Genomic DNA, 25,627 nt, shown 5'->3' with positions numbered 1-25,627 from the left:
TCAGGGTCGGGTGCGCGGTACGGCGCCGGGAGACCAGGGTGTGCGGTAGCGCGGCGCCGACACTCCGGCCGTGAAGGCGCGCACGCTCGCGGCGGACGTGGTGACCCGCCAGTCGATCACCCGGACCGCCTCGTACCAGATCACCCCGATGATCCCCGGGTGGCGGGGCAGCGAGCGGAACATGTCGGTGATCCACTCCGCCTTGCGGCCGGCCGCGTCCGTGGCCCCCACCTCGGTGATCACCAGGGGCTTGGCGGTGAGCCGGCGCAGCCGTTTCTCCGAGGCGGTGAAGATCCGGTCGAAGGACTGGTAGTCCTCCAGGCCCACGGTGCCGTAGTAGCCGGACAGGCCCACCCAGTCCACGTACGCGTCTCCGGGGTAGAGCTCCTCGAACGGGGTGGCGTTCTCGTAGTGGACGTTGGGGCTCCACACCCAGACCGCGTTGTCGGCGCCCGCCTGCTCGAAGAGGCGGTGCACATGCCGCCAGGCGCGCGTGTACTCGCCGGGCCGGTTGCCGTTGGCCTCCTCGCACCACGGGTACCAGTAGCCGTTCATCTCGTGGGCGAAGCGGATCCCCACCGGGTAGCCGAGGGAGGCGACGCCCTTCGCCCAGGCGCGGATGTACGGGTCGAAGGCGCCGTCGACGATCCGGGAGAGCCGGTAGCGGGGCTGTACGCCGCGCAGTCGCTCCTCGTCGGGCTCGGCCCGGTGGTCCCAGGGTTCCCAGGCCAGCAGGGGCATCATGCCGCGCCGGGCCACGTCGTCGACGGGCCCGGCGTCGAAGGTGTCGTTCGCCCAGTCCAGGGAGAACTCGTAGACCTGCGGGAGGTGTCCGGTGGCGCGGGTGAAGCGGGCCGCCTCGGTGAGGTCGTGGACGCCCGCGTCGGTCATGACGCCGACGAAGGCGTCCCCTCGGGCCGGGAAGGTGCCCCGAGTGCCCCGCGCCCCCCGCTGGAGCGGAGGAGGGGTGGGCGGCAGCGCCGCGTCGATCGCGGCCGCGCGGCGCCGGTCCCGCTCGCCCGCGAGATGCGGTCCCAGGACGAAGACGTACCCGCCGAGCAGGAGGGCGAGGACGAGGGCGAGCACCCGGGGGACCGTGAGCCTCACCGGTCCTCCCGGGCCGCGAGCAGGGGCGGCAGCAGTCCCGTCAGCAGTGCCAGCACCGCCCACAGCCGGGGCGCCGGGTTGGTGTGGCCGAGGACGTAACTGGCCGCCAGCGGGGCCGCCATGAGGGCCGCCCAGAGCAGATGGAGCCGGAAGGTGCGCGGCGAGTCCGGGCTGCGCAGCTCGCCCTTGGCGGTGACCGCGTAGCCGAGGGGGCGGCGCAGGAGCGCGGCGAGGGCGGCCGACACATAGACCGGGCCGGCGAACAGGGCCAGGACGAAACCCCTCGCGCCGAGTTCGCGCCGCTCGTGCTCGGCGAGGTTGAAGCGGCGCAGCCACCACCACAGCCACAGCCAGCTGCCCATCCCGGCGGACCACAGGCCCAGCCAGGTCGGCCCCTCGAGACCGGCGGTCATGACCCCGAGCAGCAGGGCGAGGGCGGTGGCGAGCGTGCCGAGGAGGAGGGTCGCGGCGACGCTCGGGTAGTAGAACTGGACCAGGGTGTAGAGCAGCCGCTGGCGCCGGTCGAGCCGGATGCCCTCGGTGAGGCGGCGGTTGAGCTTGATCTCCCAGACGCCGTAGGCCCAGCGCTTCTGCTGGTTGAAGTAGTCGGTCCAGCTGGTGGGGCCCTCGCCGACGGCGATCACGTCCGGGGTGTAGACGCCCTTCCAGCGGTGGCCGGTGGCCGGGTTGACCGTGCCCTGGACGCGCATGCTGGTCAGATGGTCCTCGATGATCGAGTCCTGGTAGCCGCCGATGCTCCGCCAGGCCGTGGCCCGGTAGAGGTGGTTGGTGCCGATGAGCAGGGGCGCGCCGAGGCCGTTGCCGCCGCGCTCGACGATGCCGCTGAACAGGTACTGCTGGACGGAGGCGCCGTGCGCGATCCAGTGGTCGTCCATGTTCCCGTACACCTGGGGCGCGACGACGAACGCGACGTCGGGGTCGTGGAAGTAGCCGAGCGTGCGCTCCAGGAAGCAGGGCAGCGGGACGTGGTCGGGGTCCATCTGGGCGACCACGTCGTAGCCGCGCTCGTGCTCGGCGCGCCACGCGTTGTGGTTCCCGGCCTTGGTCCGGGTCCGGAAGACGCCCCAGGGCCGGTGGTACTCGGGGCGGCCCATGCGGGTGAAGTGGTGGACGCCGAGGCGCGCGGCGAGGGCGCGTACGGCGGGGTCGTCGCCCTCGTCCAGGATCCACACGTCGACGCCGCCGCCGTAGTAGGTGACCTGCCGCATGGCCCGCAGGGTGCGCTCCACGACCTCGAGGGGTTCCTTCGCGGGCACGATGGTGGTCAGCATCGCCACCCGCAGGCCCAGCGGCGGGGTGAGCGGCACGGGGTCGCGGGCGTGCCGGGCGAACGTCCAGACGGCGAAGACCTGGACCACCTTGACGAGTTCGATGGTGACGACCACGCAGAAGGCCAGCCGGGCGAGGATCAGCCGCCAGTCGCCGAACGCGGGGGCGGCGCCGCCGGGTACGTGCCGGGGCAGCAGCAGCCACCCGGCGAGCGCGAGTCCGCTGCCCGCGGTGAGCAGCGCCAGAGCGGTGAGGACGACTCGCTGCGAGACGCTCAGGACGGACCGGAACCGGACCTGCTCCGGGCCGCCGCTCCTCGGCACCTCCAACGGCCCGGTGAGCCGGGCACAGCGCCGGTACGACGCCCGCGCCCCCGTCTCCGTCTCCGCCCCCGCCTGCGCCCCCGCTTTCCTCTCTGCGATCCCGGACACCGGCGTCGCACCTCCCCCTGCGAAGAACTCCGGCCGTACGCCACGCACCGCTTCAGACACGCGCCGCCGAGGGCCGGTTCCGGCCACCGGGGGCGCGAGGGAGTGCGGGTGGAGCGCGCGGGGGAACGTCAGGTGCGCACGGCGTAGAGCCGGCTGTCCGCGCCCCCGAAGTACACGGCGTCGGCGGTGGCCGTGGGCGGGCCCACCTCCGCGCCGGCCGTGAAGGTCCAGCGCCGTTCACCGCTGCCGGCGTCGAGCGCGTACAGCCGCTGGTCGCTGCTGCCCACGTACACGACCCCGTCGGCGACGGCGGGCGCCCCGACGTCCCCGTCCGTGGCGAACGACCAGCGTCTCTCCCCCGTCCGGGCGTCCCAGGCGCGCAGCTCGCGGCCGCTCCCGCAGTAGACGGTCCCCCGCGCCACGAGCGGTCCGGCCTGGGCGGAGACCCCTTTCGCCCGCCACACCTCCTTGCCGCCCGCGACCCGGACGGCGTACAGGTTCTGGTCGGTGCTCCCGAAGTACACGAGCCCGCCCGTCACCACGGGGAACCACGAGACGGCGCCCGCCGTGGTGAACCGCCAGCGCAGTTCGCCGGTGGCCGCGTCGACGGCGTACAGGCAGGTGTCGCTGCACCCCACGTAGACGGTTTCGCCGGCGACCGTGGGCGAGTGGGTGTCGTGGCCCGTCCTGAACCGCCACCGCCGGCTCCCGTCCGAGACGTCGACGGCGTACAGGTGGCCGTCCGAGCTGCCGATGTACGCCACTCCCCCGGTGACCATCGGCGAGTGCACGATCCCGCCCGTCCGGAACGCCCAGCGTTTGCCGCCCGAACGGGCGTCGAGCGCGTACAGCCGGCCGTCGTCGCTCCCCAGATAGGCGACCCCACCGAGCACCCAGGGCGCCGAGCCCAGCGCCGCACCGGTCGTGTACGACCAGCTGCGCGCCCCCGACGCCACGTCGACGGCGTACAGCGTGCCGTCGTTGCTCGCCGCGTACACCAGGTCCCCGGCGACCCCCGGACGGTTGACGAGCACACCGGTGACCGGGAACCGCCACAGCCGTGTGCCCGCCTTCGCCGGGGGCCCGTCGTCGAGCAGCTTCCAGCCGGTGAACCCGAGACCGGCGGAGGCGGTGATCCCGGCGGCGGCGAGGAGGAGGCGACGGCGGGTGGGGGCGGGGGGTGGCGGGTCGGGGGTGGGAGCGGGCCCGGAACCGGGGCCGGGGGCCGTGGCAGGCGGGTGGGGAAGGCCGTGCGGGGCGGACGCCGCGACGCCGTCCGGGTCCCGGCGGCCCGTCCCCGCGCCCCGTACCAGGAGGTGCCGTGGATCGCCGGTGCGGACGGGGCCCGTCGCCCCGAGGGCGGCCGCGACCTCGCCCAGGCCGGGACGCCGGGCCGCGTCCTTGGCCAGACAGGCGGCCACGATGCCGAGCAGCCGGTCCGGGACCGCTTCGAGAGACGGCTCCTCGTGGACGATGCGGTACAGCAGCACGTCGGGAGCGGCCTCGCCGAAGGGCCCGGTGCCGGTGGACGCGAAGACGAGGACGGCCGCGAGCGCGAAGACGTCGGTGGCGGCCCCGGTGCCCTCGCCGCGGATCTGCTCCGGTGCCATGTACCCCGGGGAACCCATGGTGGTCCCGGTGTGGGTCAGCGCGCTGGCGTCGGTCACCTTCGAGATCCCGAAGTCGATGACCCGAGGCCCGTCGGACGCCAGCAGCACATTGCCCGGCTTGAGATCACGGTGGACCACACCGGCCGCGTGGATGGCGCCGAGCGCCTGCACCAGCCCGAGCCCCAGCCCGCAGACCGCCGCCGCACCGAACGGCCCCCCACCCCGCACGGCTTCCGTCAGCGAGGGCCCGGGGATGTAGGCGGTGGCCAGCCAGGGCGGACTGCCGTGCGGATCCGCGTCCACGACCCCGGCCGTGAAGGGCCCTGCGACGCACCGGGACGCCTCGACCTCCCGGGCGAACCGCCTGCGGAAGGCGGGGTCCTGGGCGAGCTCGGGCTGAATGACCTTGAGCGCGACCTGCTCGTCCGTCTCCGACCGGGCGAGATAGACCCGCCCCATGCCCCCCGCGCCGAGCCGCGCGAGGAGCTGGTACCGACCGATGCGCCCAGGATCCTCCGCCCCCAGGGATTCCAAGCCCCCACCCCCTCGACTCCGTGCGGAGAGGAGCCTTCCCAGACGGGACTTTTGACACACTGCGGGGCCAACACACCCTCACCCCCGCGGCGCGAACGCGTCCAGCACCCTCTCCACCGCGAACCCGAAAACCGCCTCCAGATCTATGGGCCCCGGATCCTCCAGGAACGCCGCCGCCATCCGCGGATACGCCCCACTCGCCACCTGACTCCCCAGATAGCCGATCCGCACCGCGTTCTCCTGCTCCTCCGACCACGGCAACGACCGCACCCGCTCGGCGGTGGCCAGCTCGTTGGCGACGTACATGGTCACCACCCCGTTGACCATCCCGACGAGCTGCATCTTCACGCCGTACGTCGTCTCCAGCGGATCCAGACAGGCCAGGCAGTGCTCCAGATACCGCAGCGCGTGCGGGCTGAACCCGTACACGGGTGACATCAGCTTCGGCAGCCAGGGATGCCGGTGCATCAGCGCCCGCGTGTCGTCGGCCACCCTGCGCATGTCGGCCCGCCAGTCCCCGCTCGGCTCCCACGCCTCGTGCTCGCCGCTGACCGCGTCCACCATCAGCTCGTACAGGTCCTCCTTGCGGGGGACGTAGTTGTACAGCGACATGGTCCCGCAGCCCAGCGCGGCGGCGACATGCCGCATGGACACCGCGTCGAGCCCGCCCTCGTCGGCGATCCGCACCGCCGCCGCGGCGATGTCGGCACGGGTGTACGCGGGCCTCGGCCCCCGGCCCGTCCGCTCGGGACGGGCCCAGATCACTTCGGGTACGGCCGCTCGGCCCGCCATCGATCATCACCTCGCCCACCATCGTAGTTACGTACACCGTACGTAGTGCGCTATGGTCGACCCATGACAACTACGTACGGTGTACTTAGTGAAGGCCTGGAGAAGCGGTTCGGCGAGGTGCGTGCGCTGCGGGGCCTGGACCTGGCCGTGCCACAGGGCACGGTGTGCGGGCTCCTCGGGCCGAACGGGGCGGGCAAGACGACCGCGGTTCGGCTGCTGACCACGCTGCTGCGCCCGGACGCGGGGTCGGCCCGGGTCGCCGGGCACGACCTGGTCCGGGAGGCGGCGGCCGTACGCCGGGCGATCGGCGTCACCGGTCAGTACGCGTCGGTCGACGGGGACCTCACCGGCCGCCAGAACCTCCGCCTCTTCGCCCGGCTGCACCGGGTGCGCGGCCCCGCCGGGCGCGCCGACGACCTCCTCGCCCGCTTCGGCCTCGCCGAGGCCGCCGACCGCGCCGCCTCGACCTACTCCGGCGGGATGCGCCGCCGGCTCGACCTCGCCGCGAGCCTGATCCGCCGTCCGGCGGTCCTGTTCCTGGACGAGCCGACCACCGGCCTCGACCCGGCCTCCCGCAACGACATCTGGGACGCGGTGCGCGAGCTGAAGCGGGACGGCACCACGGTCCTGCTGACCACCCAGTACCTGGAGGAGGCGGACCAACTCGCCGACGACATAGCCCTGGTGGAGCGGGGCGAGGTGGCCGAGACCGGCTCCCCCGCCCATCTGAAGGCGCTCATCGGCTCCTACGCCGAGGTGGTCGTCGCCGACCGGGGGGAGCTGGCGCGGGCCGCCGCCGTGCTCGACCGGCTCACCGGCGCCGAACCGTCCTTCGACCACGACCGGGGCTCCGTCGGCGCCGTCACCCGCGATGCCACGCTCACCCTCCCCCGGCTGGTCCGCGAACTCGACGCGGCGGGCGTGCCGCTGCTCGACGCGAGTCTGAAACCGCCCACCCTCGACGACGTGTTCCTGCGACTGACCGGCGACAGCGGCGACCACGGCCACACCGGCGGCCGCGGCGACAAGGAGACGGCGGCATGAGCGCACTGGCGTACGACGGCACGGCCATGCTGGGCCGGCAGCTGCTGCGGGTGCGCAACAACCCCGCGCTCGTGATCCTGACGCAGACCATGCCGATCACGATGCTGCTGTTCTTCGGGTACGTCTTCGGCAGCGCGCTGGCGATGCCGGGCGCCGCCTACCGCTCCTTCCTGGTGCCGGGGCTGCTGGTGGCGACCGCCGCCAACGGGATCATGACCGGGATGTTCCAGGCGGCGCAGGACGTCCACCGGGGCGTGACCGACCGGCTGCGCACCCTGCCGATCAGCCGGGCGGCGGTGCCGCTGGGGCAGGCGGCGGCCGATGTGGTGGTCACGGCGGCGGGGACGGTGCCCTTCCTGCTGGTGGGGCTCGCGGTCGGCTGGCGCGTGGAGGGCTCCGCGGCGGGGGCGATCGGCGCGGTGGGCCTGCTGCTGCTGTTCCGGCTCGCGTGCACCTGGGCCGGGATCTTCCTCGGGCTGGTGTCCCGCAGCGAGGAGGCGGCCGGCCAGCTCGGCAGCGCCACCTTCATGCTGCCGCTGCTGTCCAACGCCTACATCCCCACGGACAACCTGCCGGGGTGGCTGCGCACGCTCGCCGAGTGGAACCCGATCAGCGCGGTGACGACGGCGCTGCGGGACCTGTTCGGCAACGCGCCCGTCCCGGAGGGCGCCGCCTGGCCGGTGGCGCATCCGGTCGCCGGTTCGCTGGCCTGGTGCGCGGTACTGATCGCGGTGTTCGCGCCGCTCGCCGTACGGCGGTACGCACACCCCCGGGCATGACACACCCGTGCGGTGCGGTGCGGTGCGGGGCCGTGTCGGTGAGCGGCCCCGGAGCGGTGGTGGGAAGGGGGGTCGCCGGGCGGGACGGAGGCGGGGATGGGGGACGTACCCGCGCTCGGGGAGCACACCGAAGCGCTGCTGCGTGCCGCGGGGATGACGGACGACGGGATCGCAGCGCTGTGCCGGGACGGTGTGGCCTCCTGAGCGCCGGGCTCAGTGCTTGTGTCCGCCGAACAGGGAGCGGCGCAGCCGTCGCAGGGGTGCGAACAGCGAGACGCGGGCGGTCCTGTTGCGTGCGTGAGCGGGTTCGCGTGCGGTCAGTTCCAGCATGAGCGAGGTAGCCTCGACCGTCTCCCGTTGCGGTATGGCGGGACCCGCCAGCACCGAGAGATGGCGGTCGAGCCGCGCCTTGGTCGCGCTGCTCCCGCAAGTGATCGCAGGGACCCTCGCCCTGCTGCGCATCGTTATCTGTTCCATGTCACTCCCCACCCGTACGAGTCCACCCGGCCCGGGCAGGGTAACCCTATCGCTCCGTCCGGGCTCGCGTGTATCGAGCTCTCAGGAATCACCTTCCCCGCAAGGGGGTTGACGTACCCTCTTCGATCACTCTCCGAATCCGACCGATTTCAGGGTGAGTTGGACAATCGGCTGGCTGGTGGGCTGAGCTGAGCCCCCGTCGGGCTCGACGGTCACAGCCAGTGATGTCGAGGTCTTGTCGAGACCGGTCGCGACCAAGGGCGTGTCGCCGTCGAAAAGCCCCAGGGAGCGTGGTTGCACGTCGGGGCGCATGAGCCAGAGCTGATGCACCCGTCCGCCGGCCGGCTCCCCGTATCCGCTCAAGGTGATGATCGCCTCACCCTCGGATGCGGAAGCGATTACTCCGATACTGCGGCCCTTGGCGTCCGTACCCGTGTTCGCCCGGGCGTCCGGAGCCGCGAGAACGTGGGCGATCTCACGTGCCTGCGTCCGCTCCGCGTTCAACTGGTCCTGGGTGCGGTTCGCCTGGACGGCGAAGAGCGAGGCGACGACGAGCGCCGCGGCGGCGGTGGCCGTGGCGAACGGCACGAACACCGGTCGGCGCGCGCGGGGCGCACGGGAGCGTCCCGGCGCCGGCCGCGTACCCCAGACGTGTGGGGGCAGTTGAGGCTCGTACGCCCGCTCCGGCGCACGCCCCGGCTCCTGCGGGGTGGCGCGTACGGCGGCCAGCACCCGGCCGCGCATCGCGGCCGGCGGCGGCGCCGACTGGGACCAGGCGAGCCGCACGGCGTCCTCGGCCAGCGCCCGCACCTCGGCGGCGCAGCGGTCGCAGGAAGCGAGATGCTTCTCGAAGCGGCGGCGCTCGTCGGGCTCGAGGGCGTCCAGGGCGTAGGGCGCGGCCAGCGAATGCAGGTCCCCCCGGCCGAACAGTTTTCCGAACACACTCACGCGGCGCCTCCCAGACAGTCCCTCAGCCGCGTGAGTCCGTCGCGCATCCGGGTCTTCACGGTCCCCAGCGGCAGCTTCAGCCGCTCGGCGACCTCACGGTACGTATAGCCGTCGTAGTAGGCGAGGGTGACGGACTGCCGCTGGAGATTGGTCAGCCGGTCCAGGCAGCGGCGCACCAACTGGCGCTCCAGGCCCGCCTCGACCTCCTCCGCCACCTGGTCGAAGGCCGGGTCGTGGTAGCGCCGGCCCTCACGCTGCTCGCGGTCGGAGGCGGCGCGGGCGCTGCGCACCCGGTCGACGGCGCGCCGGTGGGCGAGCGTGAGGATCCAGGACAGGGCGCTGCCCCGGCCGGGGTCGTAGCGGGCGGCGGAGCGCCAGGCCTCCAGGAGCACCTCCTGGGCGACCTCCTCCGACTGGGCGGGATCGCGCACGACACGGCGCACGAGCCCGAACACCGGTCCGGAGACCAGTCCGTACAACTGCTCGAATGCCCTCTGGTCCCCGCCAGCGACGAGCACCAGCAGCTCGTCCGCCTCCATCCGGTCCCCCTCTCCACGGCCGCACCCGGGCCGTCCCGTCACACCAGGCATTCGCAACGGACACACCTCCGGATGGGGTACGGATCCGAACGGCCGAAACGCGGGTCGAGCAGCGAAAAAAAGTTTTTTGTTTTCGACCAATCCGATCGGCCTTCCGGTCCGTATCACTGTCCGTCAGGCAAGTTGGCACAGAGGACGGACGGCAGGACGGCATGACTGCAGCTATCTCCAACAGCGGCTCGGGGCGCAAGGGCGTCGCGACTCTCATTTGTGGGGCGCTCGCCGCCGGGGGGCTCACCGCCGCCGGCGTCGCCGTTCTGGCCCCCGGCGCGGCGAACGCCTCCAGCCACCGCGAGGCCCCCCTCATCTCGGGGACCCCGCAGTACGACAACACCGACTTCTACGCGTTCGTCAGCCCCGACCACCCGGACACGACCACGATCATCGCGAACGTGATCCCGTTCGAGGAGCCCGGTGGCGGCCCGAACTTCTACCAGTTCGCCGAGGACGCCCAGTACGACGTCCGCATCGACAACAACGGCGACGCGAAGGAGGACCTGGTCTTCCGCTACACGTTCAAGACGAACGTGAAGAACCGGAAGTCCTTCCTCTACAACACCGGTGTGGTCGACAGCCTGTACGACCCCGACCTGAACGTCACCCAGACCTACGACCTGACCCTGATCAAGGAGAAGAACGGCAAGGTCGAGCACGAGACCAAGCTCGCGGACGATGTGCCGGTGGCGCCGTCCAACGTGGGCAAGGCCTCGATGCCGAAGTACTCCAAGCTGCGCGACCAGGCGATCTACAAGCTCTCCAACGGCGCCAAGACGTTCGCCGGCCAGGCCGACGACCCGTTCTTCGCCGACCTGCGCGTCTTCGACCTGCTGTACGGCGGTGACCTCTCCGAGGTCGGCCGGGACACCCTCAAGGGCTACAACGTCAACACGATCGCCCTGCAGGTGCCGAACGACCTGATCACCGAGTCGAAGAAGCAGCCGATCGTCGGCATGTGGTCGACGATCCAGCGCGAGAACGCGCAGGGCTACTACGAGCAGGTCTCGCGCCTCGGTAACCCGCTGGTCAACGAGGTCGTCAACCCGATCAAGGACAAGGACAAGTTCAACGCGTCCAAGCCCAAGGACGACGGCCAGTTCCTGAAGAACGTCACCAACCCCGAGCTGCCGAAGCTCATCGAGGCGATCTTCAAGATCAAGGCGCCGGCCGAGCCCCGCAACGACCTGGTCGACGTGTTCCTCAAGGGCGTCAAGGACCTCAACCAGCCGCCGTACGTGACGCCGTCCGAGGAACTGCGCCTCAACACCTCCATCCAGCCGGCGAAGAGCCCCAAGCGGCTCGGCGTGCTCGACGGCGACAACGCGGGCTTCCCGAACGGACGCCGCCTCACCGACGACGTGATCGACGCCTCGCTGCAGGTCGTCGAGGGTGAGCTGGTCGGCTCCAAGAACGACCTCGGTGACGCGGTCGACAAGAACGACAAGAAGTTCGAGAACTACTTCCCGTACATCGCCCTGCCGACCGCCGGTTCGCGCGGCAAGACCGTGAAGAGCGGCGCCGACACCAAGAGCGCCCTCGGCGACGGCCTGACCACCACCTCCGAGAACACCCCGCTGATCGCCGCGTCCGCGGGCGCCGGCGCCGCGGGCATCCTCCTCATCGGCGGTGCGCTGATGTGGTGGCGCCGGATGCAGCGTCCGTCGTACCGCCGCCACTGAGGCGCCGGCCGGACCCATCGCCCGGTGGGCCGCGGAGAATCCTGCGCTCCTCGGCCCACCTCACTCCCCCCACAATCTGGCGCGGCCCGCGTACTCATCCCCCACGGCGCGGGCCGCGCCACCCCCACCTCCCCCACACCGCAGGCCGATCCACCCAGGCGACCTAGGAGAGGGCATGTCCCCGCGTACGAACGACGGCGCATCGGAGCACGAGCGACCGGCATCCGGACCGGCATCCGAGGACGCCACCGTGGCGGACCTGGCCCCGGAGCCGCGGGAGAACGAAACGGCCGACGCCGACGCCGACACCACCGCGGAGGCCACCGCCGCCGGTGCCGACACCACGGCCGACGCCACGGCCGACGCCACCTCCACCGGCGACGCCCACTCCGACACCGACCTCGACACCGACTCGGTCCCGGACACCGACGCCGACATCACCTCCGCGTCGGGCCCCGGCTCTGGCTCCGGCGAGGCCGACGTCCGGGTCGAGGCCGTGCGGCGGGTCGGTGCTGCTGGGCGGCGGTGGCGGCGGGTTCAGCTCGGGGCCTGTGCCGCCATGATGGCGGTGGGGCTGACCGCCGGGGCGATCGCGATCGGCGCCGTGCGGGACGGGCAGCAGGCCCCCCACGTGGCCACCGCCGCCGCCGTGTCCCCCGGCCTGCTCGCGAGCGGGAACCTGGACGCCGCCATCGCCGCGCTCCAGACCCATCTGCGCGCCCAGCCCAAGGACTTCGGCAGCTGGGCCACCCTCGGACTCGCCTACGTCGAGCAGGCCCGCACCAAGGGCGACCCCTCCCGCTACCCCCAGGCCGAACAGGCCCTGAAGCGCTCCCTGTCCCTGAAGGCGGACAACGACGCGGCGCTGGCCGGCCGGGCCGCGCTGGCCGCCGCCCGCCATGACTTCGCGGGCGCGCTGAAGTACGCCGACCAGGCGCTCGCGCAGAACCCGTACAGCGAACGCGCCCTGTGCTCCCGTATCGACGCCCTCGTGGAGCTCGGCCGCTACGACGACGCCGAGAAGGCCGTGAACCTCGCCGACCAACGGCGGCCCGGCGTCCCGGTGTTCACCCGTTACGCGTACGTCCACGAACTGCGCGGCGACGTCACCGCCGCCCGCCGTGTCCTCGAACGGGCGCTCGCCGCCTCCACCACCCCCGGCGACCTCTCCTACGTGGCCGCCCAGCTCGGCCAACTCGCCTGGAACCAGGGGCAGTACGAGGAGGCCCTCACCTACTACGCCCGCGCCCTCGCCGCCGACGACACCTACCTCCCGGCACTGGAGGGCAGGGCCCGCGCCCAGGCCGCGAGCGGACAGCGGGCCGAGGCGATCAAGGGACTGGAGACGGTCGTCGCCCGTTACCCGCTGCCCGGCCCGCTCGTCGCCCTCGGCGAGCTGTACGAGGCCCGCGGCGCGCAGGGCGACGAGGAGAAGGCGCAGAACCAGTACGCCCTGGTCGACGCCTGGACGGCGATCGCCCGCGCCAACGGCGTCAACGTCGACCTCGACACCGCGCTCGCCGCCGCCGACCACGGGGACAGGGCGACGGCCCTGCGCGCGGCCCGCGACGACTGGTCCCGCCGGCACACCGTGCACACGGCGGACGCCCTCGCCTGGGCCCTGCACGTCAACGGCAAGGACGCCGAGGCCCTCGCCTACGCCCGGCAGGCCATGGCCACCGGCTACCGCAACGCGAGCTTCCTCTATCACCGCGGTGTGATCGAGAAGGCCACCGGACACCCCGACGACGCCCGTACCCACCTCGCCGCCGCGCTGAAGCTGAACCCCGGCTTCTCCCCGCTGGGCGCCCGCGAGGCCCGTACGGCGCTCAAGACGCTGGAGGCGGACAAGTGAAGACCCGTCGTCTGTTCGCCTCCTGCGCGGCCGTGCTCACGGCCGGCGTCGCGCTCGCGCTGGCTCCTTCCACCAGCGCGAGCGCGCACCCCCTCGGCAACTTCACCGTCAACCGCTACGACGGTCTCGTCGCCGCGCCCGGACAGCTGCGCGTCGACCACGTCGAGGACCTCGCCGAGATCCCGGCGACCCAGGCCAAGCCCGATCTGAAGCGGCTCGGCACGACCGAGTGGGCCCGGCAGCGGTGCGAGAGCGCCGCGAGCGGCAGCAAGGTCACCGTCGACGGCGAGGCCGTCCCCCTCACGGCCGGCCGCAGCAAAGCGGTGCTGCGGCCGGGCCAGGCCGGACTGAACACCCTCCGGGTGGAGTGCCGGCTGACCGCGGAGCTGCCCGGGAAGCGGACGTTCTCGCTCTCCTTCCACAGCGAGGGCGCCTCCACCGGCCCCGGCTGGCGCGAGATCACCGCGCGCGGCGACCGGATGACACTCACCAAGTCCGACGTGCCGCAGAAGTCGGTGTCGGACGAACTGACCACGTACCCGAAGGAACTGCTCTCCTCGCCCGCCGACACCGCGACCGCCGCGCTGACGGTGCGCCCGGGCGGCTCGGCGCTCGTCGAGGACGCCGGCCGGGACGCGCCCGCCGCGTCCGTGCTGCCGCGCGGCGCCGACCGGTGGACGCGGGCCCTGGACGATCTCGTCGCCCGCCAGGACCTCACCCTCGGCTTCGCCGCGCTGGCCCTGGTGATCGCCGTCGTCCTCGGCGCGATGCACGCGGTCGCCCCGGGCCACGGCAAGACCATCATGGCGGCGACGGCGGCCGCCCGCGGCGGCAAGGCCCGGATGAAGGACGTCCTGCCGCTGGCCGCGTCGGTCACCATCACCCACACCCTCGGCGTGGTCGCCCTCGGCGTGCTGGTCACCGCCGGCTCGGCGGCGGCCCCCTCGGTGATCGCCTGGCTGGGGCTGGCGAGCGGCGCCCTGGTGCTCTGCGCGGGCGTCACCCTCGCCCGCCGGGCCTGGCGCAACCGTGGACCCGGGCACGGACACGGACACAGCCACGGCGGTCACACGCACACCCACGGCCCCGACGGCGGCCACACGCACGGCCACGACCACGGCCATGACCATGCGCATGACCACGACCACTCCCCCGCCCCCAGCCGCGAGCTCGTCCTCGCCGGCGCCCCCGCCACCCACGCGCACAGCCTCACGAAGAAGGCCCCGGCTCACCCCGACCACGGTCACGAGCACGAACACGACCACCACCCCGAACACACTCACGACCACGACCACGAGCACGGTCACTCCCACGAGCACGACCACGGCCACTCCCACACGCACGGCGGTCACACGCACACCCACGGCGGTCACACCCACACCCACGAGGTCGCCCCCACCCTGCGCGGCACGATCCTGCTCGGCTTCGCCGGCGGTATGGTCCCCAGCCCCTCCGCCGTGGTGGTGCTGGTCGGCGCGGCGGCACTGGGTCACGCCTGGTTCGGGCTGCTGCTCGTCGTCGCGTACGGCATCGGTCTCGCGCTGACGCTGACGGCCGCCGGGTTCGCCGTGGTCAGGCTCGGGGCCGGGGCGACCCGCCTCCTGGACCGGCGACCGCGCTGGACGACCCACCCCGCCCTGACGCTGGTCCAACGCAACCTGCCCGTCTGGTCCGCGCTGCTCGTCGTGGCCCTCGGGGCCGGACTGGTGCTCAAGGGGGCCGCATCCGTACTCGGCTGAGCTACGTTTGTTGAGTTGCGGAGGATTTCGCCCGGATGCGATGTGCGAATGGGGGACGCCGTGTCCGAAGAACCGGGCAGTGACCGTCTGATCGCGGGCCGCTACCGTCTGCTGACCCCGCTCGGCGAGGGCGGCATGGGGACGGTGTGGCGGGCCCGCGACGAGGTGCTGGGCCGCGAGGTCGCGGTCAAGGAGGTGCGCGCCCCGGCCGGGCTGCCCGCCTCGGACGTCGAGCGGATGTACGCCCGGCTGGAGCGGGAGGCCTGGGCCGCGGCCCGGGTCGCCAACCGGAACGTCGTCACGGTGTACGACGTGGCCCTGGAGGACGGGCGCCCGTGGATCGTCATGGAGATCGTGCGCGGGATCTCGCTCGCCGAGCTGCTGGACGCCGAGGGTCCGCTGGAGCCGGCGCGCGCGGCGCACATCGGCGCGGAGGTGCTGTCCGCGCTGCGGGCCGCGCACGAGGCCGGGGTGCTGCACCGCGATGTGAAACCGGCCAATGTGCTGATGTCGAACGACGGCCGGGTGGTGCTCACCGACTTCGGCATCGCGACCGTCGAGGGCACCTCCGCGCTGACGATGACCGGTGAGGTGATCGGCTCCCCCGAGTTCCTCGCGCCGGAGCGCGCGCTGGGGCGTACGCCGGGGCCGGAGTCGGATCTGTGGTCGCTGGGCGTGCTGCTGTACGCGGCGGTCGAGGGGAACTCGCCGTTCCGCCACGACACCCCGCTGAGCACCCTGCGCGCGATCGTCGACGAGGAGCTGCCGCCGCCGTACCGGGCCGGTCCGCTGGCGCCCGTGATCGAGGGGCTGCTGCGCAAGGACCCGGCGGAGCGGCTGCCGGCCGGGCAGGCCGAGCGGGATCTGCGGCTCGTCGCGGCCGGGGGCACCCCCTCCGGGGGAGGCGGCCCGCGCCCGGCCCCGGTCCCTCCGGCGCCGTACGAGCCCTACGCGCCGACCGTCTCGACGCCGCCGACCCCCGTCGAGCCCTTCCGTCAGGAGGCGCCGCCGCCGTGGACGGACACCGGCGCCCGCCGGGCGGAGCCGGGGCCCGACCGGCGGAGCCGCACGGTGTTCGTCGTCGGGGTGGTGGTCCTCGGGCTGGCGGTCGCCGGGCTGACGTACGGACTGCTGAACCGGGGCGACGACGACAAGGACACCAACGGCGGGGGCACCGGCAATCCGACGCAGGGCGTGACTGCGACGCCCTCGCCGAAGAAGAGCAGCGAGTCGCCGAGCGAGTCGCCGAGCCCGAGTCACAGCGCCTCGTCCGCCGCGCCCGAGCAGACCGTCTCGGTCTCCGTCACCGGCGCCAACACGGACTACCGGGGCTCGTGTCCGCCACCGAACGACTCCGCGCCCACGTTCACGGCCACGATCACGGTGGGCAGGCTGCCCGCGACGGTGACCTACCGCTGGGTGGCGAAGAGCGGCGACCTGTCCGGGCAGACCTGGAAGACCCTCACCTTCCCGTCGGGGGGCGGGAAGTCGAAGCAGGACAAGGTGGTGCTGTCGACGTACGCGGAGAGCGGGACGTACGAGAACGCCATCGGTGTCGAGGTGAGCGACCCGGTGAAGGCGACGTCCGCGTACGTCCCGTTCTCGGTGACCTGTGAGACGGAGACCCCGTCGGGCGAGGCCTCCCCCTCGTCGTCACCGACGGAGTGACGTCGTCACCGATGGAATGACTCAGGCCGCGCTGTTCAGTACCGGCAGATAGCCGCCCGACTGGCCGGAGGCGGTCGGGTGGTAGGACTCGCCGATGTTGAGCAGGTTGAGGCTGTGCAGCCAGGAGCTGCCGGAGCAGATCTCGTGGCCGCTGAACGTCGTACGGACGTCGCCGAAGGTGAAGCCGTGGGCGGCGGCGCGGCGGGCGACGGCGGCGTCGAGGTAGTCGGCCGCGTTGTTGATGGCGGAGCGCTTGGTCTCGGACAGGCCGAGGCAGACCGTGCCGAGCTTGTAGAAGCGGGGGTAGCCGAGGACGACGACCTCGGCGTTGGGGGCCTTGGAGCTGATCGCCGAGTAGACGGTGTCGAGCTTGCCGGGGAGGGTCGAGTCGACGTACGCCCGGGCGGTGTTGATGCGGCTGACGCAGGTGCTGTCGGAGCTGGTGACGCAGGTCGTCATGACGTCGGCGAAGCCGGCGTCGTTGCCGCCGATGCTGATCGAGACGAGGCCGGTGGAGGAGTTCAGGCCGCCGAGCTGATTGGCCAGAACTTCATCCGTTCGGGCGCCCGAGCAAGCGGCGAAAGTGAACGAGGAGGGTGAGTGGGCGGCGTTCCAGAGGTACGGGTACGCCTTGGTGCTGCGCTTGCAGCTGCCGCTGGAGCTGATGTAGCTGCCCGCTCCGACCCCGGAGGAGTAGGAGTCACCGAGCGCCACATAGCCGCCGGTCGCGGCGAGTTGGGACGCGTGCGCGGCGGTCGCCCCGGTGAGGGCGGCGGTTGCGGCGAGGAGGAGTGAGCTCAGGAATACGACAAGTCGGGAACGTCTCATGGAACCTCCCTTTAGCAGGATCTCTGCCCCAACCGTCGTAGCAACTACGCGTGTTGACGGGAAGTGTCCATGCCAAGACTTTCCGGGCGCCCACCGCGTGTTTCCTGTGCGTCCCCCATGGTTGATTACGTGCTCATGACAGATTTATTGACAGCCCCTCAACTCCCTTCTTCTACGACGCGCGCCCCCCACTTCGGCGCGCGCCGCCAATGAAGGTCCTGCACGCCGGCTCCGCCACGGCCGTCAAGGACGGCTACCTCGTCACCCTCAAGTCGGGCTCGGCCGGCTTCAAGGCGGCCTCCGGCGACGGCAAGGCGCTCGTCAAGGAGTACGGCGGCACCGCACGGAAGACCTTCGACACGGTCCTCAACGGCTACTCCGCCACGCTGTCCGCGGCCGAGGCACGGAAATTGGCCGCCGATCCCGCGGCGGCCTCCGTCGAGCAGAACCAGACCGTGCGGCTCACCGACACCACGCAGTCGAGCGCCCCCTGGGGCCTGGACCGCATCGACCAGGCCGCGCTGCCGCTCTCCGGCACGTACACCTATCCGGACACCGCGGGCAGCGGGGTCACCGTGTACGTCATCGACACCGGCGTCCGCATCACCCACACCCGGATCAGCGGCCGCGCCTCCTACGGCTACGACGCGGTCGACGGCGACACCACCGCCTCCGACGGCAACGGCCACGGCACCCATGTGGCCACCACGATCGCGGGGACTCGACAACAGCGGCTCCGGCACCACGGCGGGCGTCATCGACGGCATCGAGCGGGTCACCGAGAACCACACCACCCCGGCCGTCGCCAACATGTCGCTCGGTGGCTCCGCCTCCACCTCGCTGGACACCGCGGTCGCCAACTCCATCGCCGACGGCGTGACCTACGCGGTCGCGGCCGCCAACAGCGCCGCCAACGCCTCCTCGTACTCCCCGGCGCGCGTCTCCACCGCGATCACGGTCGACGCCACCACCAGCTCCGACGCCAAGGCCGGCTACTCGAACTACGGCTCGGTCCTGGACATCTTCGCGCCCGGCTCGTCGATCGTCGCCGGCTACAACACCGGCGACACCGCCACCGCCACCCTCTCCGGTACGTCGATGGCGACCCCGCACGTCGCGGGCGCCGCGGCGGTCCACCTCGCCGGGCACACCTCGGCCACGCCCGCCACGGTGGCCGCGGCCCTGGTCGCCGGCGCCACGTCCAACGCGCTCACCAGCGTCGGCACCGGCTCACCCAACAAGCTCCTGAAGCTGGTCCCGTAGCCGCGGAACCGCCGGTCCCCGGGGGCGCCCCACCGCCTCCGGGGGCCACTTTTTTCTCTTCCTGCCAAAGGGACACACCCTTGTGTAACGGTCAAAAGAACAAAAAGGTAAGCGGACCGCCAAGGGCTTGCCATCCGGGCGTAATCATCAATACCGTCATACATCTCACTCGCAGCGGACCGTCGGCAACGGCTCCAGGGGAGGGCTCAGGGACCGCGACGGCATCCGGGGCGAGAGCGCGGTAGGGGGGTGCCGTGCTCGGTGACCCAAGGGGTGACCGGGCCGTGCCGCGCGGTCGGCCGCCGCCTTTCGCCGGTGGCCGGTGAAGCTTGCCAGAAACCCTCCTTTCGAACCGGACGTGGATCCGGGCCGCCCAGGGGCGGGCGGCCCACCGGACGAGAGGGACCAGACCCATGAGTTCCGTTCTGCAGCCGGCGCCTGCCGGCGAGTACCGGCCGATCACCTCCCATCTGGCGATCACACCGCCGGTGAGCGTGGTCATCCCCGCGATGAACGAGGCCGAGAACCTTCCGTATGTCTTCAAGACCCTGCCCGACTGGATCCACGAGGTGGTCCTGGTCGACGGCAACTCGACCGACGACACGGTCGAGGTCGCCCGCGAACTGTGGCCCGGCGTCAAGGTCGTCGGGCAGCAGGGCCGCGGCAAGGGCGACGCCCTGATCACCGGCTTCGAGGCGTGCAGCGGCGACATCATCGTGATGGTCGACGCGGACGGCTCCGCCGACGGCAACGAGATCGTGTCATACGTCTCCGCGCTGGTCTCCGGCGCGGACTTCGCCAAGGGCTCCCGCTTCGCCAACGGCGGCGGCACCGACGACATGACCTTCGTCCGATGGCTGGGCAACCGCGTGCTGTGCGCGGTCGTCAACCGCAAGTTCGGCGCCCGCTACACCGACCTCTGCTACGGCTACAACGCGTTCTGGCGGCACTGCCTGGACAAGATCGAGCTGGACTGCACCGGCTTCGAGGTGGAGACCCTGATGAACATCCGGGTCGTCAAGGCCGGACTGAAGGTGCAGGAGATCCCCAGCCACGAGTACCTGCGCATCCACGGCGTCAGCAACCTGCGGGCGGTGCGCGACGGGCTGCGCGTGCTGCGGGTCATCCTCCGGGAGCGCTCCAACCGGCGCGCCCTGCGCCGCGCCGCACGCCGCTCCCCGCTGCTCGACTCGGCGCGGGGAGAGGTGTCTTGAGCACGCCCGGCATCCCCGTCGTCATCTCCGTCGTCATCTGCGTGTACACCGAGGAGCGCTGGGAGGACATCCGCGCGGCGGTCGCCTCGGTGCGCGCCCAGAGCCACCCGGCCCTGGAGACCCTGCTCGTCGTCGACCACCACCCGGCCCTCCTGGACCGCCTGGCCCGGGAGTACAAGGCGGACGACGAGGTGCGGGTGCTGCCCAACGCGGGCCCGCGCGGACTGTCGGCCGGCCGCAACACCGGGATCGCCGCCTCCCGCGGCGAGATCATCGCCTTCCTCGACGACGACGCCGTCGCGGAACGGGACTGGCTGCGCCGCTTCGCCGACCCCTACTCCGACCCGCGGGTCATGGCCGTCGGCGGCCGGTGCGAGCCCGTCTGGTCCTCGGGCCGGCGGCCCGCCTGGTTCCCCGAGGAGTTCGACTGGGTGGTGGGCTGCTCCTACCGGGGCCTGCCGCCCGGCCGCGTCCGGGTGCGCAACATCCTCGGCGGGAACGCCTCCTTCCGGCGCACCGCCTTCGACATCGCGGGCGGCTTCGCCGGCGGTATCGGACGCGACGGCGGCAAACGGCCGATGGGCGGCGAGGAGACGGAGCTGTGCATCCGGCTCGGCCAGGCGAGACCCGACGCGATCCTGCTGGTCGACGACCGCGCGGTGATCCACCACAAGGTGCCCGCGGCACGCGAGCACTTCGGCTACTTCCGCACCCGCACCTACGCCGAGGGGCTGTCCAAGGCGCTCGTCGCCCGCAGCGTCGGCACCGGCAAGGGGCTGGAGTCCGAACGCCGGTACACCACCCGGGTGCTGCCCGCCGGGGTGCTGCGCGGGCTGCGGGACCTGGTGCTCGCGAGACCCGGCGGGGCCGGCCGGGCGGGCGCGATCCTCGCGGGGGTCCTGACGGCGGCCGGGGGGTACGTCGTGGGCAGCGTGCGGGCGCGCCGGAACGGGACCGCCTTCGAGGTGGTGCCGATCGGGGCCGTGGCGGGCGAGGAGCGCGCCGTATGACACAGGCGCGTGTCCCGATCCTGATGTACCACGCGGTCGCCGCCCGTCCGAACGACGCCACCCACGCCCTGTCGGTCTCTCCGGAGGCCTTCGCCGAGCAGATGGCGCTGATCGCCGACCGCGGGCTCACCCCGCTCACCACCGCCTCTCTCGCGGCCCGCTGGCGGGCGGGCCGGCCGCTGCCCGCCCGGCCGGTGCTGATCACCTTCGACGACGGCTACGAGGGGGTGCACCGGCACGCCCTCCCCGCCCTGGCCCGGCACGGACTGACCGCCACCCTGTTCGTCTCCACCGGCTGGATCAAGGGCGCCCACGACACCGGCGGCGCCCTGGACGCCATGCTGGACTGGCCGCAGATACGCCGACTGGCGGACGCGGGCGTCGAGATCGGCGGGCACAGCCACAGCCATCCGCAGCTCGACCAGCTCGACGACCACGCGCTGAGCGCCGAGCTGACCCGCTGCCGGGACATCGTCGCCGGTGAACTGGGCGCCCTGCCGGTGTCGTTCGCCTACCCCTACGGCTACTCCAGCCGCCGGGTGCGTACGGCGGTCCGCGCGCACGGCTTCGCCCAGGCGCTGGCCGTCGGCAACTCCCTCGCCCGCCGCACCCAGGGGCCGTACGCCCTGCGGCGGGTGACGGTCCGGCGCAGCACGGACGCCGCGGAGTTCGAACGGCTTCTCGACGGACGGGCCGTCGGCCGTACGTTCGCCCGGGACCGGGTGATGACGAAGGTGTACGCGGTGGTGCGCAGAACGCGCCGGCTGCGCGACCGGGCGCTGCACACCCTCGTCCGACCGGCTCGCATGACCGACTCGTATGACCGACTCGTATGACGGAGGCGTTCCGGAGGCGTCGGCTCCCCGGCGCACTCCGGAACTACCGGACAGGACCGACACACCGCGCGCACCACGGAAACCGGGTGCACGGGGCCGCCTCGTGCCGGATCATGGCGGCATGTCCGCGCACCCACACGACGCTCTGCCGATCCGGCTCACCGTCGACGACTCCGACTCCCCGTCCGACGTCGTCGACGCGCTGTTCCTCGGCCGCTTCGCGACGGGCGAGCAGCCGTACTCGCACGCGGTGAACATCGACCGCGTGCGCTCCGGCGCGACCCTGCTGCCCGCGCAGGCCCGTGTGCTGCGCATGGCCCGTGACGACGACCGCAGCGCGACCCTCGCCGAGGGCGACGGCTGGACCCTGCTGGTCTCCCGCTGGAACCGCGGCGCCGACGTCACGGTCACCGCGACCACCGCCGAACTCGCCGCGAAGGTGCTGGACGAGGCCACGAACGGCGCGGCGGACGAGCCCGAACCCCAGCCGGAGAACGTGACGATGGGCTTCTGGTACGTCTCCCCGAGGCGTGGCCCGCACCGCACCACCCGCCAGATCTCCGCCGGTACGTGGGAGGAGGTCCGCCCCAACTACACGGCCCCCGTGGCCGAGGCCATGGACGGGCTGATGGCCACCACCCCGGAGGACATCGCCGGCCGGCTGCTCCTGCTGCACGGCCCGCCCGGCACCGGCAAGACCTCCGCGCTGCGCACCCTGGCCCGGTCCTGGCGGGACTGGTGCCAGGTGGACTGCGTGCTCGACCCCGAGCGGCTCTTCTCCGACGTGGGCTATCTGATGGACATCGCGATCGGCGAGGAGGACGCGGCGGGCAAGGGCCGCTGGCGCCTGCTCCTGCTGGAGGACTGCGACGAACTGATCCGCGGCGAGGCCAAGCACACGGCCGGCCAGGCCCTGTCCCGGCTGCTCAACCTCACCGACGGCCTGCTCGGCCAGGGGCGCAACGTGCTGGTGGGCGTCACCACCAACGAGGACCTGGAGCGTCTCCACCCGGCCGTGGTCCGCCCGGGCCGCTGTCTCGCCCGGATCGAGGTCGGCCCGCTGACCCGCCCGGAGGCGGTCGGCTGGCTGGGCTCCGAGGAGGGGGTCGGCCGCGAGGGGGCGACGCTGGCGGAGCTGTACGCGCTGCGGCGGGGCACCTCCCCGACCTCGCTGCCGGAGCCGAGGGGCCGCTCGGACGCGGGGCTTTACCTGTAGAGGTGCTTTGATGGAGGTATGACCCTGTACGTCGGTACGTCCGGCTGGCAGTACAAGGACTGGCGTGAGGTCCTGTACCCGGCCGACGTGCCCGTGCGGCGGTGGCTGGAGGAGTACACCGAGCATTTCGCCACCGTCGAGATCAACAACGCCTTCTACCGGCTGCCGTCCCGGGACACCTTCACGTCCTGGGCCGAGCGCGTCCCGTCGGACTTCGTGGTCGCGGTCAAGGCGAGCCGCTATCTGACCCACATCAAACGGCTGCGCGACCCGGAGGAGCCCGTGCACCGCCTGATGGACCACGCCGCCGGTCTGGGCGCCCGGCTGGGCCCCGTGCTGCTTCAGCTCCCGCCGACCCTGCGCGCCGATCCCGAACTGCTGGACACCTGCCTGTCCCACTTCCCCGCCGGCACCCGGGTGGCGGTCGAGCCGCGCCATCCGTCGTGGTGGATCCCGCCGGTCCGCGAGATCCTGCGGGCCCGGGGCGCGGCCCTGTGCTGGGCGGATGTCCAGTCCCGTCCGGCCACCCCGCTGTGGCGGACCGCGGACTGGGGCTATGTCCGCTTCCACGAGGGCCGCGCCAGCCCCTGGCCCCGCTACGGCCAGCACGCCCTGGAGACCTGGATCGACCGCATCGCGACGACCTGGTCCGACGGCGACGACGTGTACGCCTACTTCAACAACGACCCGGGCGGCGCGGCGGTGGGCGACGCGGCGTTGTTCGGCAGAACGGCCCAGCGGGCGGGCCTGACGGTGACCCGCACCCCACGGGCCCTGGCCACCCGCTCACGCTGACCCGCCCGTCACCCCTGAGCCGACCCGCCCGTCACCCCTGATAGGCCGCCCGCAGGGCGTCCCGTACCGCCGCCGAGGCCTGTTCCTCGCTCAGCCCCAGCCGCACGGCCCGCTCGGCATAGGCCTGCGCGGCCAGCGCGGCCTCGCGCTCCGCCGCCGACCCGGCAGCGGCCACGAAGGTCCCGTTGCGCCCGCGGGTCTCGATCACCCCGTCCGTCTCCAGCGCCCGGTACGCCTTGGCCACGGTGTTCGCCGCCAGCCCCAGCGACTCGGCGAGCCCCCGCACCGTGGGCAGCCGGTATCCCACCGGGAGTGCTCCGGACCGGGCCTGCTCGGCGATCTGCGCCCGCACCTGCTCGTACGGCGCCGCGCTCTCATCGATGTGGATCTTCAAGGTCACGGCCCGATTGTCCCCCACTGTCCGCCGCTGTCCGCCACTCAGTGGAAAATGAGAGGCACGAGCACATCGCCCGCCCGTAGCGTGCGCTCCCATGACCGTCATCGTGCGCGAGCTGCGACCCGACGCGACTGCCGAGATCGAGGGCTTCATCCGGGTCCGGCACGCGGCCCTGCCGTACGTGTTCTTCAGCCCGGAGTCCCTGCGGCACGCCATCTCCCTGTCCCGCCCGGGCGCCCACGCCCGCAAGCTGGTCGCCGAGGAGGACGGCGAGATCATCGGCACCGCCCAGGTGGGCCTCGCCCATGAGAGCCCGGTGCCCGGCCAGGGCTTCCTCAATGTGTACGTGGACCCGGCCCGCACCGGCCGGGGCGCGGGCACGCTGCTGGTGCGGGCCGCCGAGGAGCATCTGGCGGCGCACGGGGCGACGAACCTGTTCGCCTGGGTCGTGGACGAGCCCGGCAACCGCGCCTTCGCGGAGCGGCACGGCTACCGGCCGAGCCGCTCCGCGCACTTCCTGCGCCTGGACCTGGCGAACACCCCGCTGCCCCCGCTCCAGGGCCCTCCGCCGGGTGTGGAGCTGCGCACGGCCGCCGACTTCGCCGACGACCCCCGTCCGCTGTTCGCCCTGGACGCGGCCGTCGCGGCCGACGAACCGGGCGACATCGACATCGAATTCACGGACTACGAGGCCTGGGTCGAGGAGACCTGGAGGTATCCCCACCTCGACCTGGAGCTGACCTCGGTCGCCGTGGCCGACGGCCGGCCCGTCGCCTTCAGCGTCGCCCACACCAACGGCGCCGGCCGGTACGGCACGGGCATGACCGGCACCGCCCGCGACCACCGCGGCCGGGGCCTGGCCAAGCTCGTCAAGAACGACTCCCTGCACCGCGCCCGCGCCGCGGGGTACACGGAGGCGTACACCGGCAACGACTCGGACAACGGGCCGATGCTGGCGATCAACAAGTGGTTCGGATACGAGATCCGCGCGACGGAGGTGCGGTATGTCCGCGCACTCGGCTGACCCGGCCCGCCCGGTGGAGGTCGTCCTGGTCAAGGGCGGCCGTACGAAGATCCGTTACTCGGCGGAGCTGCTGTCGGACGACGGCACGCGTATCGCCGTACGCGCCCCCTGGGCCGGTGACGGTGTGCGTGACTTCGGCTTCGTACGGTTCGAGACGGGTGATGTCTTCACCGAGTACTACTGGCGGGACCGGTGGTACGCGGTGAAGGAGGTCAGGACCGCGACGGGCGCCCTGAAGGGCTGGTACTGCGATGTCACCCGGCCGGCCGTGTTCTCCGGGGGCGGGCGGGGCGAGCTGGTCGTGGAGGATCTCGACCTGGACCTGTGGCGCTCCGCCGACGGCACGGACGTTCGACGCCTCGACGAGGACGAGTTCGCGCAGAGCGGTCTGGCCCGGACCGACCCCGGGGCGGCCGCGGCCGCCGAAGCCGCCCTCGACGAGCTGGAGGCGCTGGCACGCGAGGGCGACTTCTTCACGACGCTGAGCGGCTGAGC

The 25,627-nt window shown here is 72.5% G+C and carries 22 protein-coding genes and 2 pseudogenes; 15 read left to right on the top strand and 9 right to left on the bottom strand.

Annotated elements, in window-relative coordinates; genetic code table 11:
- From ABZ464_RS31280 to ABZ464_RS31265, 4 genes are all read right to left on the bottom strand, one after another.
- Window positions 1–1,107: a glycosyl hydrolase gene (locus tag ABZ464_RS31280; protein ID WP_359282281.1), complete on the bottom strand. Its 1,107-nt coding sequence runs from the start codon at window positions 1,105–1,107 to the stop codon at window positions 1–3.
- Window positions 1,104–2,828 carry a glycosyltransferase family 2 protein gene (locus ABZ464_RS31275; protein WP_359282278.1) on the bottom strand — a complete coding sequence of 575 codons (1,725 nt, stop codon included), beginning with the start codon at window positions 2,826–2,828 and terminating at the stop codon, window positions 1,104–1,106. The genes ABZ464_RS31280 and ABZ464_RS31275 overlap by 4 nt, the downstream gene beginning before the upstream one ends.
- Before the next feature lie 128 nt (window positions 2,829–2,956).
- Window positions 2,957–4,972 carry a serine/threonine-protein kinase gene (locus tag ABZ464_RS31270; RefSeq protein WP_359282275.1) on the bottom strand — a complete coding sequence of 672 codons (2,016 nt, stop codon included), beginning with the start codon at window positions 4,970–4,972 and terminating at the stop codon, window positions 2,957–2,959.
- A 78-nt stretch (window positions 4,973–5,050) separates the two neighbouring features.
- A complete protein-coding gene (locus ABZ464_RS31265) occupies window positions 5,051–5,764 on the bottom strand; it encodes a TetR/AcrR family transcriptional regulator (RefSeq protein ID WP_359282272.1) in 714 nt (237 codons plus the stop codon).
- A 63-nt stretch (window positions 5,765–5,827) separates the two neighbouring features.
- On the opposite strand from ABZ464_RS31265, the gene ABZ464_RS31260 reads away from it, so the two are divergent.
- The 3 genes and pseudogenes from ABZ464_RS31260 to ABZ464_RS31250 all read left to right on the top strand — a co-directional run.
- Window positions 5,828–6,808, top strand: coding sequence for an ATP-binding cassette domain-containing protein (locus ABZ464_RS31260; RefSeq protein ID WP_359282270.1), 981 nt, complete (start codon window positions 5,828–5,830; stop codon window positions 6,806–6,808).
- Window positions 6,805–7,587 carry an ABC transporter permease gene (locus ABZ464_RS31255; protein ID WP_359282267.1) on the top strand — a complete coding sequence of 261 codons (783 nt, stop codon included), beginning with the start codon at window positions 6,805–6,807 and terminating at the stop codon, window positions 7,585–7,587. The genes ABZ464_RS31260 and ABZ464_RS31255 overlap by 4 nt, the downstream gene beginning before the upstream one ends.
- A gap of 75 nt (window positions 7,588–7,662) precedes the next feature.
- Window positions 7,663–7,791 (top strand): annotated as a pseudogene (locus ABZ464_RS31250) (CoA transferase); the annotation flags it as partial.
- Between the two features lie 9 nt (window positions 7,792–7,800).
- Here ABZ464_RS31250 and ABZ464_RS31245 read toward each other — a convergent pair.
- From ABZ464_RS31245 to ABZ464_RS31235, 3 genes are all read right to left on the bottom strand, one after another.
- Window positions 7,801–8,064, bottom strand: coding sequence for a hypothetical protein (locus ABZ464_RS31245; protein WP_359282265.1), 264 nt, complete (start codon window positions 8,062–8,064; stop codon window positions 7,801–7,803).
- Window positions 8,065–8,190: 126 nt separating this feature from the next.
- On the bottom strand, window positions 8,191–9,012 hold the full coding sequence (locus ABZ464_RS31240; protein ID WP_359282263.1) for an anti-sigma factor: 822 nt from the start codon (window positions 9,010–9,012) through the stop codon (window positions 8,191–8,193).
- On the bottom strand, window positions 9,009–9,551 hold the full coding sequence (locus ABZ464_RS31235; protein WP_359282261.1) for a sigma-70 family RNA polymerase sigma factor: 543 nt from the start codon (window positions 9,549–9,551) through the stop codon (window positions 9,009–9,011). Before ABZ464_RS31235 ends, ABZ464_RS31240 begins: the two co-directional genes overlap by 4 nt.
- 212 nt (window positions 9,552–9,763) lie before the next feature.
- Between ABZ464_RS31235 and ABZ464_RS31230 the strand changes: the two genes are divergently transcribed.
- The 4 genes from ABZ464_RS31230 (at window position 9,764) to ABZ464_RS31215 (ending at window position 16,549) form a co-directional block, all read left to right on the top strand.
- Window positions 9,764–11,287: a DUF4331 domain-containing protein gene (locus ABZ464_RS31230; protein ID WP_359282259.1), complete on the top strand. Its 1,524-nt coding sequence runs from the start codon at window positions 9,764–9,766 to the stop codon at window positions 11,285–11,287.
- Window positions 11,288–11,462: 175 nt separating this feature from the next.
- Window positions 11,463–13,142 carry a tetratricopeptide repeat protein gene (locus ABZ464_RS31225; protein WP_359282256.1) on the top strand — a complete coding sequence of 560 codons (1,680 nt, stop codon included), beginning with the start codon at window positions 11,463–11,465 and terminating at the stop codon, window positions 13,140–13,142.
- Complete coding sequence (locus tag ABZ464_RS31220; protein WP_359282253.1) at window positions 13,139–14,881, top strand: nickel transporter; 1,743 nt, start codon at window positions 13,139–13,141, stop codon at window positions 14,879–14,881. The genes ABZ464_RS31225 and ABZ464_RS31220 overlap by 4 nt, the downstream gene beginning before the upstream one ends.
- A 60-nt stretch (window positions 14,882–14,941) precedes the next feature.
- Entirely contained in the window at window positions 14,942–16,549 is a 1,608-nt protein-coding gene (locus tag ABZ464_RS31215) for a serine/threonine-protein kinase (protein ID WP_359282251.1), read from the top strand.
- Between the two features lie 21 nt (window positions 16,550–16,570).
- Here the strand turns inward: ABZ464_RS31215 and ABZ464_RS31210 are convergent, their stop codons facing one another.
- Window positions 16,571–17,377, bottom strand: a complete 807-nt coding sequence (locus ABZ464_RS31210; RefSeq protein WP_359282248.1) for an SGNH/GDSL hydrolase family protein — start codon at window positions 17,375–17,377, stop codon at window positions 16,571–16,573.
- 209 nt (window positions 17,378–17,586) lie between these two features.
- Between ABZ464_RS31210 and ABZ464_RS31205 the strand changes: the two are divergent.
- From ABZ464_RS31205 to ABZ464_RS31180, 6 genes and pseudogenes are all read left to right on the top strand, one after another.
- Window positions 17,587–18,640, top strand: a pseudogene (locus tag ABZ464_RS31205) (S8 family peptidase).
- A gap of 413 nt (window positions 18,641–19,053) precedes the next feature.
- Entirely contained in the window at window positions 19,054–19,854 is an 801-nt protein-coding gene (locus ABZ464_RS31200) for a glycosyltransferase family 2 protein (protein WP_359282245.1), read from the top strand.
- Window positions 19,851–20,864, top strand: coding sequence for a glycosyltransferase family 2 protein (locus ABZ464_RS31195; RefSeq protein WP_359282242.1), 1,014 nt, complete (start codon window positions 19,851–19,853; stop codon window positions 20,862–20,864). The genes ABZ464_RS31200 and ABZ464_RS31195 overlap by 4 nt, the downstream gene beginning before the upstream one ends.
- Window positions 20,861–21,700: a polysaccharide deacetylase family protein gene (locus ABZ464_RS31190; RefSeq protein WP_359282240.1), complete on the top strand. Its 840-nt coding sequence runs from the start codon at window positions 20,861–20,863 to the stop codon at window positions 21,698–21,700. The genes ABZ464_RS31195 and ABZ464_RS31190 overlap by 4 nt, the downstream gene beginning before the upstream one ends.
- Before the next feature lie 121 nt (window positions 21,701–21,821).
- Entirely contained in the window at window positions 21,822–22,916 is a 1,095-nt protein-coding gene (locus tag ABZ464_RS31185; RefSeq protein WP_359282237.1) for a DUF5925 domain-containing protein, read from the top strand.
- A gap of 18 nt (window positions 22,917–22,934) precedes the next feature.
- Window positions 22,935–23,711: a DUF72 domain-containing protein gene (locus ABZ464_RS31180; protein ID WP_359282234.1), complete on the top strand. Its 777-nt coding sequence runs from the start codon at window positions 22,935–22,937 to the stop codon at window positions 23,709–23,711.
- 31 nt (window positions 23,712–23,742) lie between these two features.
- Here the strand turns inward: ABZ464_RS31180 and ABZ464_RS31175 are convergent, their stop codons facing one another.
- Window positions 23,743–24,111: a GntR family transcriptional regulator gene (locus ABZ464_RS31175; protein ID WP_359282232.1), complete on the bottom strand. Its 369-nt coding sequence runs from the start codon at window positions 24,109–24,111 to the stop codon at window positions 23,743–23,745.
- Between the two features lie 91 nt (window positions 24,112–24,202).
- Here ABZ464_RS31175 and ABZ464_RS31170 point away from each other — a divergent pair, with 91 nt between their 5' ends.
- Window positions 24,203–25,132, top strand: coding sequence for a GNAT family N-acetyltransferase (locus ABZ464_RS31170; protein WP_359282229.1), 930 nt, complete (start codon window positions 24,203–24,205; stop codon window positions 25,130–25,132).
- Window positions 25,113–25,625 carry a DUF402 domain-containing protein gene (locus ABZ464_RS31165; RefSeq protein ID WP_359282227.1) on the top strand — a complete coding sequence of 171 codons (513 nt, stop codon included), beginning with the start codon at window positions 25,113–25,115 and terminating at the stop codon, window positions 25,623–25,625. Before ABZ464_RS31170 ends, ABZ464_RS31165 begins: the two co-directional genes overlap by 20 nt.
- Window positions 25,626–25,627 lie beyond the last annotated feature (2 nt).

The organism is Streptomyces sp. NPDC005820 (assembly GCF_040630255.1).
In the GTDB taxonomy this organism is placed as follows: Bacteria; Actinomycetota; Actinomycetes; order Streptomycetales; family Streptomycetaceae; genus Streptomyces.
The sequence above is the reverse complement of the archived record's forward strand: the minus strand, read 5'-3'. Positions and strand labels throughout refer to the sequence as shown.